Genomic DNA, 14,060 nt, shown 5'->3' on the forward strand with positions numbered 1-14,060 from the left:
TTTCGAGATTGAAACACTGACTGTAACGAACGGTTTTCACTTGCACTGTGGCATCAATCTGATTCGCACCTTCCGACTATTTGATAGACGTGTCACCCCGGACAATATTTAGACCGCCACTTCAATCAGTTCCGCGCCCTGATTGCGTGAGTTGCCGACAGCTTTGCCGACTTTGTGCCATTCGAAGGCCTCGCTGCCCAACCCTTCGAACAGCAACATTTGCTCGGCGCGCTCCACGGGCGTGGCGGGATCGAGCCATTCCCGCGCCCCCTCGGCAGACAACACGATGGGCCGGCGATCATGCAGATCGAGCAGGCCGCCTTCGCTGTCGGCGGTGATGATCACGAAACCGTCGTCTTCCCTCGATTGCGCATCGGGTGTCGGAAACTGGCCGATGGCGGCGCAGAAAACCGGTTGATGATCGACCCGATGGATCAGCCAGGGTTGACGGCTCTTGTCCGGCCCGTCGACCCACTCGAACCAGTTGTCGACCGGCACGATCAGGCGGTGACGCCAGATCGCACGAAAGAACGGGCCGTGGACGACTTTTTCGACCCGCGCATTGATCGGCGCAGCGCGATCCCTGGCCCAGTGCGGGCGCCAGCCCCAGCGCAGGTTATCGGCGTACAAGCGTTGTTCGTGTTGATGAAGAATGGCCAGCGCAGTGGTGGGCGCCGCGTTGTAGTGTGCCAGCGGTGCATCGCCGACGTGATTGATCAGCGCATCGGGAATGCTCAGCACCGCAACGAAATCGTGGATGCCGCGGTATTGCGAAAGTCTTCCGCACATCGGCCGAGCCTCCGGCGAACACTGCCTGAAGGTTCAGCTTAGTTGTGCGGATCAGTCCTTGCTGCCCTGACCGGTGAAGGTGTCGCGCCAGGCCAGCCAGCGGCGTTCGAGGGCGGCGAGCAAGCCATCGCTGAGTTTGCCCAGCAGCGCTAACACAATGATCGCTGCCAGCACGATGTCCGGGCGCGAGGTTTCACGACCGTCGCTTAACAGGTAACCGAGGCCCTTGGTCGCTGCGATCAGTTCGGCCGCCACCAGAAACATCCACGCCAGGCTCATGCCACTGCGCAGTCCGGTGAACAGGCCGGGCAGGGCGGCGGGCAGCAGAATCCGGCGCACCAGTTGCAGGCGACTGAAACCATAGATATGGCCGACTTCCACCAGTTTGCGGTCGATATTGCGGATCGCCGCGACCACATTGACATACACCCGGAAGAACGCGCCGATGGCGATCAGGACGATTTTCGAGGTCTCGTCGATACCCAGCCACAACAGCAACAGCGGGACCCAGGCCAGACTGGGAATTGAACGCAAGGCGGCGAAGGTCGGCTCAAGGTACGCCTCGGCCTCACGGCTCAGACCAACCCACGCGGCAAACACCAGCGCCAGACTTGCGCCGATGGTAAACCCGATCAGCACGCGGATCAGGCTGGCACCGATGTGTTTCCACAGTGCGCCTTCGGCCAGATCGGTGAGGGTCAGGGCGACTTCGCTCGGCGCAGGCATCTGATAGGACGGCAGCCAGCCGACGCGCACGATGATCTCCAGGGCGATCACGATCAGCAGCGGCAGGGCCAGCCCTTTGAGGCGCCGCCGCCAAAGCGGATTCAACGGCAGGGTTTGTCGGCGCGGCAGCGGCGCGGCCAGGCGGGCGGGCAGGTCATTGCTCATGGGCGGTTCTCCGCTCACGACAAATCCGCGACGGGCGCGGACTTGTTGTGAGCCCGATTGGTTACTGGGCGGCGACTTGCTGGAAACCGGTGTCGATCAGTTGATCGATCACCTGATCGACATTTACCCCACGGCGCACCAGTTCTTCGGAGACCAGAATCGGCGCGGCAGCTTTCGAGGCGAGCACGTCCTTGGCGGTGAGTTGCGGGCTGCTCAGGTCGGTGCGCGACAGTTGCAGCTTGGCCACATCCAGCGGCAGGCCGGATTCGCTGGCGAGCAGTTGGGCCAGTTCGTCCGGGTTTTTCACCGACCACTCGCGAGCCTGTTCGTAGGCCTTGATCACCGTTTCGATGGTTTGCGGGTGTTCCTTGGCGTATTGCTCGGTGACGCTGACCACGCCGTAGCTGTTGAAGTCGCGATTGCGGTACAGCAGGCGTGAACCGGCCTGTACCTGACTGGCGGCCATGTGCGGATCGAGGCCGGCCCAGGCGTCGACGTCGCCTTTCTCCAAAGCGGTTCGGCCGTCCGGGTGTTGCAGGTGCACCAGTTCGACGTCGTCCTTTTTCAGACCGGCCTGTTGCAGGCTGCGCAGGGTGAACAGGTACGGATCGGTGCCTTTGGTGGCGGCGATTTTCTTGCCCTTGAGGTCGGCGACGGTCTGGTACGGCGAATCCTTGCGCACCACCAGCGCGGTCCACTCCGCGCGGCTGTAGACGTACACCGATTTGATCGGGCTGCCATTGGCACGGCTCAGCACCGCCGCGAGGCTGGCCGACGAAGCGAAGTCCACGCCACCGCTGTTGAGGTATTCCAGCGAACGGTTGCTGCCCTGGCTCAGCACCCAACTGACTTTGCTCTGGGGCAGGGCTTTTTCCAGATAACCCAAATGTTTCAGCGCCAGGCTGACAGGGGAGTAATAGGCATAGTCCAGATGCACTTCAGCGGGTGGCGTTTCGGCGGCGTGGACGAGAGGTTGCAGACTCAGGGCTACTGCGCAGGCCGCGAGCAGCGTTTTGACTCGGGAAAACGGTAATAGGGATTTCATGGGCACGCTCCGGCAAGGCAACAGATTCTTATGTCAAAAAAGATATTTTTATCGAATGCTTCCTGCATGAATGGAATATTGCAGGCTCTGTGCCATATGCCCTGAACCCCGTGTTTATGGGATTCTGAGAGGGTTTGTGTGTTTTGAACTGTTGCAGGGAAAACACTGTGCCGCGCCACTGTTGCCAGACAAACAGCGCTCATCGACAGTGCTGAGCTTATGCGCTAATCGAATTTCAAATCCGATTTGTAAGAGCGTTATGGTCTATAAAAATCCCCTTTGCAGGACTCGCCATGAAGCTCTCCCGTTTCCTACGTGCTGCGTTGACCAGCGCCATGATTGCATCGCCTCTGGCCTACGCGGCCGAACCTGTGGTCCTGCACGTTGGTGACCAGAATTACTACAACATCCGCGCCTCGGTAGAAGCGTCCGGCGTCTTGAAGGACGCGCCTTACACCGTCGACTGGAAACACTTCCAGGCTGCCGCCCCGCTGGCTGAAGCGTTGCAGACCGGCTCGCTGGACCTGGGCTTTCTCGGCGACTCGGGTTTTCTGTTCCTCGCCGCGAAACAGGCGCCGGTGAAACTGATCGGCGTGTCGCGGCAGAACCCGGACACCATCGCGCTGCTGGTGCCCAAGGATTCGCCGGTGAAATCCATCGAGGATCTGAAAGGCAAGAAAGTCGCCTACTGGCCGGGTGCCTGGAGCCAGCAGTTGACCCTGCGAGCGCTGGAGCAGGGCGGCCTGCCGGAGAACTACGTCGACTTCGTCAAACTGATGCCGATCGATGCCGCCGCCGCGTTGCCTCAGGGCAGCATCGATGCCTTTCCGGTGTGGGAACCGTACATTTCCCAGCAGATCGTGTTTTCCGGTGCGCGACCGATTCTGACCGCGAAAAACCTGATGCCAGGCTTGAGCGCCATCGCGGCTTCCGCGCCATCCATCGACAGCAAGCGCGAGGAGATCGCCGATTTTCTCGGACGCCTGAAGCTGGCCCGGGCCTGGGTCGACAGCCACACCGACGAATACGCGGACCTGTGGGCGAAGAAGGCCAATCTCGATCAAGAAGTGTCGCGGCACTGGTTGCGCCAGGCGCACATGACCGTCGGTCCGGTGGATCAGCAAGCCGCTGCAGACCTGCAAGGCACCGCGGATTTCCTGTTCAAGGTCAAGGCGCTGCCAGCTCCCCTGGCCACGGCAGGCATCATCGATACTTCGTTCCAGCAGGCACTGGCGCGCTGAGCGAGCGCCGGAACCAAACCCTGTTATCTTTATCCAACCTCGGCCCATTTCGGTGGGCCGCAGGGAGGCAGTAGCGGCGAGGGAGTTTTGCCAATCGACAACGTGACCGCGACGGTCGGGCTCAAGGCAAAACATGAAACACTGGTTCAAGCTTTTCTGCGCTGTGACCCTCATCACCGGGCTGGCCGGTTGCATTGCTGCTCCCATCGAAATGACCGCGCAAACCCGATCACGGCTGGACGCGCAGGCACCGGTCAGGTTTCTGCTGACCTTTGATGACGGCCCCAGTGCTTCGAGTTTCTACAACCCCACCGAAACCGTGCTCGACAGCCTGAAAGACAACCCGTTGCAGCCCAACATCAAAGCCGTGTTTTTCGTCCAGACCCGTGCGCCGAGGGCCGGCAACAGCGAGATCGGCCGGCGGATCATGCATCGCGAACACGATGAAGGGCACATTCTGGGTTTTCACACCGCCACCCACTGGCACACCAACCACCGATCGCTCGATCCACAGGAACTCGAAACGTCACTGACCAACGGCACGGCGGACATCGCCGCGATCACCGGCGCGCCACCGGTACTGTTGCGCCCGCCATTCTGGAATTACGACAAGCGTACGTTTGCGGCCTATCAGTTACACGGCCTGCATGTATTGCTTACGGATCTGAGCGCCAACGACGGCAAGATCTGGGGCTTCAATGGCAGCCCCAGACGCCGCGCCAACATGCTGCGTCAGCTGTCGGAAGTGCGTGAGCGGATTGCCCTCGGCGAGCTGCCGACGGTGGACGGGGTGATCCCGGTGGTGGTGACGTTCCATGACCTCAACCGCTACACAGCGCGGCATGCCCGCGAGTATCTGCAGATTCTGCTCGACAGCGCAGCGGCCACCGGCGTGCGCCTGGCCGATAAACCGTTCTACGACGATCACGCGCAACTGGAGAAAGCAGCGCTGGCGCGAACGGTTCAGAAAAGCTCGGATCCGGTGCGCCTGCCGGGGGTCTGGAACTGGATCTGGGGCCGCGACGCCAACTGATCGGCATCGCGCAAAGATGTGAAGCGGTTGGCATTTTCTGCGGCCGGACGCTCGCGCAAGGTCGAAAAAGCTCATCTATGCTCAATCGATCGACCGATCCATCGCCTGCGAGGCGTCCGCCCATGCTTGCCATTGCCGACATTTGCCGCATCGTCGAATCCGGCTTTTCGCCCCTTTACTGTGACTGCACGGAAACGGGGCAGGGCTTGTTGCAGATCAAGGTTTACGAACCGGACAGCGGGCGTGTCGATTTGCTGCTCAACGGCGTGTCGCCGGAGCATCTGGTCACCATTCGTGACATCTCCAACTTCATCGGTGAGTTGCGCACTGAAATGAGTGCCGGGCGCCGGGCGTTCGCCGGTTGACTCAGAGCCGCCGCTGAAAGGCGCGGACGATTTGCAGGGTCGCCTCACTGATACTCAGGTTCTGCACCGCGTCCAGCGGATGCCAGATGCAATCGACGATCTCGTTCTGTGGCCGAACTTCATCAATATTCAGCACCGACGCCTCGTAGACGTGGTGGCGCGTGCTGCCAGCCTCGAGCTCCATCAGATACAGCATGCCATCGGCGAGCAGGCCGGTTTCTTCCTCAAGCTCACGCGTCGCGGCGTCGGCCCTGGTCTCCCCGGGTTCGACTTTGCCCCCCGGCAAATTCCAGCGGCATCGGGGTTTGCGCACCAGGAGAATGTGTCGATCCTGCTCGCAGATGATGGTTGCACGTACTTTCATTTGTTACCCGATTGCCGGTTGTCATAAATCGGTCATGAAAATGCAATATTCAAGCCGTGCCGTGGTTTAGACGCGCTCGTAATGTCTGAGTGGTCGAAAGGCGCAAAAGTGCCAGACACTTGACGCCGACATGGGGCGACGTCTGGTCGGCACACGGCGTTGTACCCGGTGTAAGGTAAAAACGTGCAGTTGGACTATCGATAGTCGACAGGAGGTGCCTATGAGCATGGCGATACTGAACAGAATGCACATGAACGGCTACGACGTACTCAGTGTGAACAACGGCCCGTGGCGGGTCTGCACGCAGGGTGATCGACTGGCGTCTTTCGCCAGCCGGGAGGAGGCACTGGCGTATGCCGCTGCACTTCCGGGTTACAAGAGTCGCACGCACGGCCGCAAGGCAGGCTGAAGGCCTGCAATGAAAAAGCCCCGGATTGTCCGGGGCTTTTTGTTGTGGGGTGTCAGTGGACTTTCGTTCGGCTGATGGCGCGGGCCTTCACTTCCCTGGCATAGAGTTGCAAACGTTCTTCATCGCTTTGCAGCACCTCGCAGGACCTGAGCACGGTTTGCGCATCCGCTTCGTTGCCGGATTTGCGCAACTGCTCGGCAATGCGCTTGAGGTCGACGGCCGACCATCTCAGGTCCGATGCCACGCTTTGCAGGTCACGTTGAAGTTCGTGTTCGTATTCATTGAGCCGCATGATCACCTCCGGAACATTCTCGGTAGAAAATAGTAGCCGCATTTTCCGGGAGCAGGGCAAGTGGTTCTGGTCAGTAAGCTGAACGGGCGTGAACAAGTTGCCGTTGGTCGGAGCAATTGACTGCTGCGGCGCCGCAGAACCCGGTTTTCGGGGTCAAAGCATTGCGCCACGATGGATGTTCGAACAGTTAAAAGGTAAATTCGCCTTTTTTAAAATGAAGGATTCAATATGCGGATGTTGATCGGGGGCCTGCTGATGGCAGCGTTGGCCGGTTGTTCACTGCCGGCATCACTGGTGCCGGGCGAACCGAACTTCAGCAAGGTCAGTGGCAAGGCTCCCAAGGACTACGCCGCATGTGTGTTGCCGCTGTGGCAGCAGGACATTCCCAAGACCTCGCAGGTCGCGATTTCCAACGGTTACCGGATCAAGGCGCCGAGTATCGTCACCGCCGACGAGATTCTCGATATCGTCAAATACAAGGACGGCAGCCGCGTGTCGCTGTACCAGGGGCCACCGTGGGCCAAGTCTGGCTCGTTGCGCAAATCGGTGCGTGATTGCCTCTGAGGGCAGAACGGCTGAAATGAAAAAAGCAGAAACCGTGTGATCGGTTTCTGCTTTTTTTTCGCCTGCCTGCCGGAATGGCTCAGTCGGTGATGTCGGTGAGCGGGATGCCCGAGCCGCCGGTCTTCTTGTCACGACGATCCTGCATCCAGTTTTCCACCTGGCTGGTGAACTCTGCCGGTGCCTTGCGCCCGACCTTTCTGGCGATGTCGAGAATGGTCTGCTGGGCGAGGGCCTCTTCCATGCGCTTTTGCGCAACCATCATCGCCCCATGAATCGAGCACGTTCCGTCCAAGGCCCATTCCGGGGGCGAGCCGTCGAACAGCGCGCAGCGCCCACGGATGTCGCGGCATTCGAAAATGTTCTTCGGGCCGTCGATGGCGTTGACGATATCGAGCAGGGTGATTTCATCCGCCGGGCGTGCCAGCGTAAAGCCGCCGCGTACGCCGCCGGTCGCCACCACCAGTTTGCCCTTGGCCAGTTTGGTGAAGATCTTCGCCAGGTAATCCAGCGGCACCCCTTGCAAGTCCGCCAGGTCGCGCACGCTCGCTTCGCGACTGTCACCGCCGCTGCCCACCAGAAACGCCAGGCAATGGATGCCGTACTCGACGCCCGCACTGTAAAGCGACATAGCTATCTCCGACTGTAATTGTCGCAGATGTTAGCAGGGTAATTCGTGGCGGACAAATCTGATGAGCGCCTGACTCGTTGCCTTAAAGCCCTTGGATTCTCTGTGTCTGGCGATTTTTAGGGTTTTTGTGTCGTCAGAAGAGGCCCTGTTAGCTATCGACAATTTCGATTCGAATGATCGGATAATCTGACTTGTTGGATATAACGGCGACCAATACAGTCGCCGTTATCCGGTGAGCAACGTTCGGCGCTTGCAGAAGCCACAAGCGTGCCGACTCCCGATAAGCGTGAATTCTTGACCTCTTTCTACGACTTGGCTTCGGGCCTGGAGACAACAATGAAACAGCACATTCTGGTCATCGGCGCAGGTTTCGGTGGCATGTGGACGGCATTGAGCGCCACGCGTCTGGTGGACATTCACAATCGAGACAACATCGATGTAACCGTACTGGCGCCGCAGGCGGAACTGCGTGTGCGTCCGCGTTTCTACGAGCCGAATGCCCACACACTGGCCGCGCCGCTGGGCGATCTGTTCGATGCGGTGGGTGTCAACTTCATCAAGGGCGCCGCGAACACCATCGACGTGAACGCCAAGACCGTGGGCTACACCGATGCCAACGGCACTGCTCAGGTTTTTCACTACGACAAACTGGTGCTGGCTTCCGGCAGTGGTCTGGCCTTGCCGGACACCCCGGGCGTGGCGCAATACGCGTTCGAAGTTGACCAGATCGAAGCCGCGATTCGCCTGGAAAACCATCTGAAGTCCCTGGCCGATCAGCCTGTCAGCCCGGCGCGCAACACCGTAGTGGTCGCCGGCGGCGGTTTCACCGGGATCGAAACCGCGACCGAAATGCCGGCACGTCTGCGGGAAGTGTTGGGCGAGCAGGCAGACGTTCAAGTGATCATCGTCGACCGTGGGCAGAAAGTCGGCGCGGCCATGGGCGAAGCCATCAGCGTGTCGATTGCCGAAGCGAGCACAGAGCTAGGCGTCGAATGGCGACTGGGTGTGTCGGTGCTGTCGGTCGATGAAAACGGCGTAACCCTGTCGGACGGCCAGCGCATCGAGGCAAAAACCGTGGTCTGGACCACCGGTGTGCGCGCCAGCTCCCTGACCGAGCAGATTCCAGCCGAGCGTGATCGTCAGGGTCGCCTGCATGTTGATGCGCACCTGAAAGTCATCGGCCAGGACGACATCTTCGCCACCGGCGACGTGGCATACGCGGCCACCGACGATATCGGCAACTTCGCCTTGATGACCTGCCAGCATGCGATTTCTCTCGGCCGCTATGCCGGCAACAACGTCGCGGCGCAGATTCTGGGTGTCGAGCCAACGCCTTACAGTCAGCCGAAATACGTGACCTGCCTCGACCTCGGCGCCTGGGGCGCGGTGTACACCGAGGGCTGGGATCGTCAGGTGAAACTGGTCAAGGAGGAGGGCAAGTCGCTCAAGACCCAGATCAACACCCAGTGGATTTACCCGCCGGCCGCTGACCGCGCCATCGCGCTGGCCGCTGCGGATCCGATGATTCCTGTCGTCGCGTAATCCGCACAGTCCGAAAAATCCCGCTCCCGAGCGGGATTTTTTTCGCCATCACAAAAGGCTATGACTAAAAGTCATTGCCCCATGATTTTTAATGGTTACGGGTGCCCCGATACCCGGTGTTAAAAAATCGCAAACACAGCTCATCAATAACAACCAGAGAGCGTTTGCAGCCATGTCCCGATTCTTCCTTCGCGTCTCCCCACGTCCGTTATTGATCCCGTTGGCCTTTCGGTCCGCGTGAGCTGTCGATCACCCCAAAAAATCCCTCTGCATCGCAAAGAGTAATGACAGATGAAAGAACTCGACCTGTACATCGGTGAAGGTTTCGAAGGCCCGGGCGTGAACGCCGCGCACATCAACATCCTGATCGGCCCGCGCAACGGCCCGGCGGGGCAGGCGTTTGCCAACAGCCTGGCGTCGCCGAGCCAGGGTCATTGCCCGTTCATGGTGATCGCCCAGCCGAACATTCCGGTCAAACCGATGACGTTGTACGTCAACAAGGCTGCCATCAGCAGCGACCTGCACGGCAACGCGACGTGGGGCGCTTCCCAGGCCGGCATCGCCAAGGCTGTGCTCGAAGCGCTGCTCGACGGCACGCTGCCGCCGGAAGCCGAAGACGAATGGGCGATCGTCACCGCCAACTGGGTCAACCCGGCCTGCGATGACCTCGATGCGGTCTACCTGAACAACTACAACGCCTGCCGCACCGCGATCCGCGCCGCCCTGACCGGCAAGCCGGAAACCACGCAGCTCAAGGATGTGGTCAACCACATCAGCAACCCTTTCTACACGCCAAAAGCCTGAGGTCCGCGCCATGCAATACATCCGTTTGGGCAACTCCGGCCTGCAAGTCTCCCGTCTGTGCCTGGGCACCATGAACATGGGCACTCCGGACTGGAAACCGTGGATCTTCAATGAAAAACAAAGCGAGCCGATCGTCGCCCACGCCCTGAACAACGGCGTGAACTTCATCGACCTGGCAGACTTCTATTCTGCTGGTGTCGGCGAGGAAGTGGTGGGGCGCATCGTCAAGCGTCTGGCCCGTCGCGAAGACCTGGTGATCACCACCAAGGTCGGCTACGGCACTCGCAACGCGATCAACGCCAGTGGCCATTCGCGCAAGCACATCATGGACAGCATCGATGCCTCGCTGAAACGTCTGGACATGGATTACGTCGACGTGTTCATGCTGCATTACTTCGATGTGAACACCCCGGTCGAGGAAACCATGGGCGCACTGAACGACATCGTGCGTTCCGGCAAGGCGCGTTACATCGGCGTCTCGACCATGCTCACCGGTCAACTCGCGAAGATCCTCATGGCCTGCGAGCGCAACGGTTGGGTCAAGCCGATCAACATGCAGCTGCAGCTGAACTGCGCCTACCGAGAAGAAGAGCGCGAGATGATTCCGTTCTGCCGCGATCAGGGCATCGGTGTGTCGGTGTTCAGTCCGCTGGCCCGTGGCCTGTTGACCGGTGATGTGCAATCGACCCGCAACCAGACCGACTTCTTCACCCAGCAGATGTACAGCGACGAAGCCTCGTTCGAGATCGCTCATTCGGTGCAGCGCGTGGCTCGTGCCCGTGGCGTGTCGAACGCGCAGATCGCCCAGGCCTGGGTCGCCAATCATCCGGGCGTGGACTGCATGCTGGTCGGCGCCGACACCACCGCACAGTTCGACAGCGCACTCGCCGCACTGGAAACCAAACTCGACGCCGAAGAACTGCACGAGCTGGAGCGCAACTACACCCCGTGCGACGTGATCAATGACTACACCGCCGGCAAACGCATCCTGCGCACGGCGCGTCCGGGGCATGAACGCTTCACGTTGCAGGGGGCGGTGGCATGAGCGGGTTGATTCGTCACGGCAACTTCATCGACGGCCAGTGGGGTTCGGGCGGCGCCACTTATCCGGTGCGCAATCCGGCCAATGGCGAGTTGATCACCGAGGTGCAGAAGGCCGGTGCCGAGGAAACCAACCTCGCCATCGAGGCGGCCAATCGTGCCCTGCCGGCGTGGCGCAAACTCACTGCCAAGGAACGCAGTCAGCGCCTGAAACGCTGGAGCGATCTGATGCTCGCCAACCAGCAGGAACTGGCGACCTTGCTCAGCCGCGAGCAGGGCAAACCGCTGGCCGAAGCCAAGGGCGAAGTGGTCTACGCCGCCAGTTTTCTCGAGTGGTTCGGTGAGGAAGCCAAGCGTGCCTACGGTGATGTGATCCCGAGCCACAAGGCCGATGCGCGGATCATCGTCACCAAGGAAGCCATCGGTGTGGTCGCGGCAATCACCCCGTGGAACTTCCCGCTGGCGATGGTCACCCGCAAGGTCGGCCCGGCGCTGGCGGCGGGTTGCACGATGATTCTCAAACCGTCGGAAGAAACCCCGCTGTCGGCATTCGCTTTGGCGGTACTGGCCGAGCAGGCCGGGATTCCGGCGGGCGTATTCAACATCGTTTCCGGCGATGCGGTGGCCATCGGCGGTGCGCTGCAAGCCTCCAGCGTGGTGCGCAAGCTGTCGTTCACCGGCTCGACCCGCACCGGCAAACTGCTGATGCGCCAGGCCGCCGACACTCTGAAAAAGGTCTCGCTGGAACTGGGCGGCAACGCGCCGTTCATTGTCTTCGACGACGCCGACATCGATGCGGCCGTCAAAGGCGCGATGGCCTCGAAATTCCGCAACACCGGGCAGACCTGCGTGTGCGTCAACCGCTTCTTCATTCAGGACGGCGTCTACGAAGCCTTCACCGGCAAACTCGCCGAAGCCGTGGCGGCGATGCGCGTGGGCAGTGCGCTGGACGGTGACACCGAGCAAGGCCCGCTGATCAACGCCGCTGCGCTGGCCAAGGTCGAAGCCCACGTCAGTGATGCGTTGGAGAAGGGCGCCACGCTGTTGTGCGGCGGTCGTCGTCATGCCCTCGGCGGCACGTTCTACGAACCGACCATCCTCACCGAAGCCAGTGGCGACATGCTCATCGCTCAGGACGAGACCTTCGGCCCGGTGGCCGCATGTTTCCGCTTCAAGGACGAAGCCGAAGTGCTGGCGCGGGCCAACGACACACCGTTCGGTCTGTCGGCGTATTTCTACAGCCGCGACATCGGCCGTGTCTGGCGCATGGCCGAAGGGCTGGAAGCCGGGATGGTCGGCATCAACGAAGGAATCATCTCCACGGAGGTGGCGCCGTTCGGTGGCATCAAGGAATCGGGCCTTGGGCGTGAAGGTTCGAAGTACGGTCTGGATGACTATCTGGAGATCAAATACCTGTTGATGGGCGGTCTCTAGACCTCCCTGAATCCTGTGGGAGTTCGCTCCCGCAGGTTTCTCCCAGAGCTTTCCGTTTCTCCGTCAATAACAACAATTGGAGACGAACATGTCCGCTCAACCCGTAAAGATCGATGACCTGCCCATCGGGCGCTTCCACCTAAAAATCGCCGGCCTGACCTTCGGCGCGCACTTCACCGACGGCTACATCCTTGGCCTGATCGGCATCGCGTTCACCTTGCTCAGCCCGCAGATGCACCTTGATGCGTTCTGGCAGGGCCTGATCGGTGCGTCGGCGCTGATCGGGCTGTTTCTCGGCAGTCTGTTTTTCGGCTGGATCTCGGACAAGGTCGGCCGGCAGAAAATCTTCCTGGTCAGCTTCGTGCTGATCACCATTGCCTCGGTGATGCAGTTCTACGTCGAAACCGCCATGAGCCTGTTCCTGTGTCGGGTGCTGATCGGCATCGGCCTGGGCGGCGATTTCAGTGTCGGCCACGCAATGCTCGCCGAGTTCGCGCCGAAGAAGCATCGCGGTGTGTTGCTGGGTTCGTTCAGCGTGATCTGGACCTTCGGCTACGTCGCGGCGACCTTCGTTGGCACGGCCATGCTCAGCCTCGGTGATGACGCTTGGCGCTGGATGCTGGCGTCATCGGCGATTCCCGCCGCGTTGATTCTGATCGCGCGGATCGGCACGCCGGAATCACCGCGCTGGCTGGTCAATCAGGGGCGCATCGCCGAGGCGCGGGCGATCGTCAAAAAACACCTGGGCGACAACGTCGAGCTGGACGAGAGCCAATCCACGGAAACCCGCTCGGGCTACGCGGTGCTGTTCAGCCCTGAGTACCGTAAGCGCACGGCGTTCAACTGCCTGTTCTTCGTCTGCATCGTCATGCCGTACTTCGCCATCTACACCTTCCTGCCGTCGATCCTGCAGAAGATGGGCCTGGCCGAGGGTTTTGGTACCGAGCTGATGCTCAACATGCTGCTGATCCTTGGTGCCTTGATCGGCATCTGGTGCACGATCAAATTCACTCGACGCGGGTTCCTGATCAACTCGTTCATCATTCTGGCGGTGGCGTTGTTTCTGCTGGCGGTGTTGCCGGGCAGCGCGGCGTGGCTGATGGTGCTGGTGTTCGGCTTGTTCACGCTGGTGTTGTCGGCGGTCAGCAACCTGGTGGGCGTGTTCCCGGCGGAGAGCTTCCCGACGGAAGTGCGGGCCAGCGGGATTGGTCTGGCGACGGCGGTGAGTCGTTTGGGTTCGGCGATCAGTACGTTCCTGCTGCCGGTGAGTGTGGCGGGGATCGGTTTGAGCCCGACCATGGGGATTCTTGCGGCGATTCTGGCGGTTGGTGCGTTGCTGTCCTGGGCTTGGGCGCCGGAGACCAAGTCGTTGACGTTGAGTCAGGCTTGCAAGGCGCAGAGTCCGGTGGAGGGGGGAGGTGTTGTGGCTGGGAAAGTAGCTGCTTCTGTGTGATTTTAATAACGGTGAGCAGCCACTATTGTGATTTGCTTGAGATCCACCCCTCACCCCAGCCCTCTCCCCAAAGGGGAGAGGGGGAAAGGGAGCAGATCTTCATGGTTCTCGAGTCCTGAGTTCGGCTCGATAGTTCAGGTCGATGTATTTCGCATAAACAACTCG

Annotated in this window: 16 protein-coding genes; 10 read left to right on the forward strand and 6 right to left on the reverse strand. The window is 60.5% G+C overall.

Translation table 11 applies throughout. The annotated features are described in order from the left end of the window. Positions 1 to 108: 108 nt before the first annotated feature. The 3 genes from AC1RR7_RS02995 to AC1RR7_RS03005 form a co-directional block, all read right to left on the reverse strand. Positions 109 to 789, reverse strand: coding sequence for an SOS response-associated peptidase family protein (locus AC1RR7_RS02995; RefSeq protein ID WP_493156038.1), 681 nt, complete (start codon positions 787 to 789; stop codon positions 109 to 111). A gap of 51 nt (positions 790 to 840) precedes the next feature. Next, complete coding sequence (locus AC1RR7_RS03000; RefSeq protein WP_493156040.1) at positions 841 to 1,680, reverse strand: ABC transporter permease; 840 nt, start codon at positions 1,678 to 1,680, stop codon at positions 841 to 843. Positions 1,681 to 1,741: 61 nt separating this feature from the next. Then, positions 1,742 to 2,725 (reverse strand): aliphatic sulfonate ABC transporter substrate-binding protein, encoded by a 984-nt coding sequence (locus AC1RR7_RS03005; protein ID WP_493156042.1) that lies wholly within the window; start codon positions 2,723 to 2,725, stop codon positions 1,742 to 1,744. Between the two features lie 293 nt (positions 2,726 to 3,018). Between AC1RR7_RS03005 and AC1RR7_RS03010 the strand changes: the two genes are divergently transcribed. The 3 genes from AC1RR7_RS03010 to AC1RR7_RS03020 all read left to right on the forward strand — a co-directional run bounded on the left by AC1RR7_RS03010 (position 3,019) and on the right by AC1RR7_RS03020 (position 5,364). After that, complete coding sequence (locus tag AC1RR7_RS03010; protein WP_493156044.1) at positions 3,019 to 3,966, forward strand: ABC transporter substrate-binding protein; 948 nt, start codon at positions 3,019 to 3,021, stop codon at positions 3,964 to 3,966. Positions 3,967 to 4,099: 133 nt separating this feature from the next. Then, positions 4,100 to 4,999: a polysaccharide deacetylase family protein gene (locus tag AC1RR7_RS03015; protein WP_096820124.1), complete on the forward strand. Its 900-nt coding sequence runs from the start codon at positions 4,100 to 4,102 to the stop codon at positions 4,997 to 4,999. A gap of 122 nt (positions 5,000 to 5,121) precedes the next feature. Continuing rightward, a complete protein-coding gene (locus AC1RR7_RS03020) occupies positions 5,122 to 5,364 on the forward strand; it encodes a DUF1652 domain-containing protein (RefSeq protein WP_096820123.1) in 243 nt (80 codons plus the stop codon). Position 5,365: 1 nt separating this feature from the next. On the opposite strand, the gene AC1RR7_RS03025 is transcribed toward AC1RR7_RS03020, so the two are convergent. Continuing rightward, the gene (locus AC1RR7_RS03025) at positions 5,366 to 5,728 is read right to left on the reverse strand and encodes an NUDIX hydrolase (protein WP_273539002.1); all 363 of its coding nucleotides are present in this window, start codon (positions 5,726 to 5,728) and stop codon (positions 5,366 to 5,368) included. Positions 5,729 to 5,948: 220 nt separating this feature from the next. Here AC1RR7_RS03025 and AC1RR7_RS03030 point away from each other — a divergent pair, with 220 nt between their 5' ends. Then, a complete protein-coding gene (locus AC1RR7_RS03030; protein ID WP_273539001.1) occupies positions 5,949 to 6,137 on the forward strand; it encodes a DUF2188 domain-containing protein in 189 nt (62 codons plus the stop codon). Between the two features lie 52 nt (positions 6,138 to 6,189). Here the strand turns inward: AC1RR7_RS03030 and AC1RR7_RS03035 are convergent, their stop codons facing one another. Next, entirely contained in the window at positions 6,190 to 6,429 is a 240-nt protein-coding gene (locus AC1RR7_RS03035; RefSeq protein ID WP_065259780.1) for a hypothetical protein, read from the reverse strand. A gap of 228 nt (positions 6,430 to 6,657) precedes the next feature. Between AC1RR7_RS03035 and AC1RR7_RS03040 the strand changes: the two genes are divergently transcribed. Then, entirely contained in the window at positions 6,658 to 6,993 is a 336-nt protein-coding gene (locus AC1RR7_RS03040; protein WP_096820120.1) for a hypothetical protein, read from the forward strand. Between the two features lie 79 nt (positions 6,994 to 7,072). Here the strand turns inward: AC1RR7_RS03040 and AC1RR7_RS03045 are convergent, their stop codons facing one another. Further along, complete coding sequence (locus tag AC1RR7_RS03045; RefSeq protein WP_493156046.1) at positions 7,073 to 7,621, reverse strand: RrF2 family transcriptional regulator; 549 nt, start codon at positions 7,619 to 7,621, stop codon at positions 7,073 to 7,075. Between the two features lie 336 nt (positions 7,622 to 7,957). Between AC1RR7_RS03045 and AC1RR7_RS03050 the strand changes: the two genes are divergently transcribed. From AC1RR7_RS03050 to AC1RR7_RS03070, 5 genes are all read left to right on the forward strand, one after another. After that, positions 7,958 to 9,163, forward strand: a complete 1,206-nt coding sequence (locus tag AC1RR7_RS03050) for an NAD(P)/FAD-dependent oxidoreductase (RefSeq protein WP_493156048.1) — start codon at positions 7,958 to 7,960, stop codon at positions 9,161 to 9,163. 291 nt (positions 9,164 to 9,454) lie between these two features. Then, the gene (gene fae / locus AC1RR7_RS03055) at positions 9,455 to 9,967 is read left to right on the forward strand and encodes a formaldehyde-activating enzyme (protein ID WP_493156050.1); all 513 of its coding nucleotides are present in this window, start codon (positions 9,455 to 9,457) and stop codon (positions 9,965 to 9,967) included. Between the two features lie 10 nt (positions 9,968 to 9,977). Further along, positions 9,978 to 11,012 carry an aldo/keto reductase gene (locus AC1RR7_RS03060; protein WP_085731936.1) on the forward strand — a complete coding sequence of 345 codons (1,035 nt, stop codon included), beginning with the start codon at positions 9,978 to 9,980 and terminating at the stop codon, positions 11,010 to 11,012. Beyond that, positions 11,009 to 12,442 carry an NAD-dependent succinate-semialdehyde dehydrogenase gene (locus tag AC1RR7_RS03065; protein ID WP_102620919.1) on the forward strand — a complete coding sequence of 478 codons (1,434 nt, stop codon included), beginning with the start codon at positions 11,009 to 11,011 and terminating at the stop codon, positions 12,440 to 12,442. The genes AC1RR7_RS03060 and AC1RR7_RS03065 overlap by 4 nt, the downstream gene beginning before the upstream one ends. A gap of 88 nt (positions 12,443 to 12,530) precedes the next feature. Beyond that, positions 12,531 to 13,895 carry an MFS transporter gene (locus AC1RR7_RS03070; RefSeq protein WP_493156053.1) on the forward strand — a complete coding sequence of 455 codons (1,365 nt, stop codon included), beginning with the start codon at positions 12,531 to 12,533 and terminating at the stop codon, positions 13,893 to 13,895. Positions 13,896 to 14,060: the final 165 nt, after the last annotated feature.

It is taken from the genome of Pseudomonas sp. GW821-FHT11G12 (assembly GCF_058808055.1).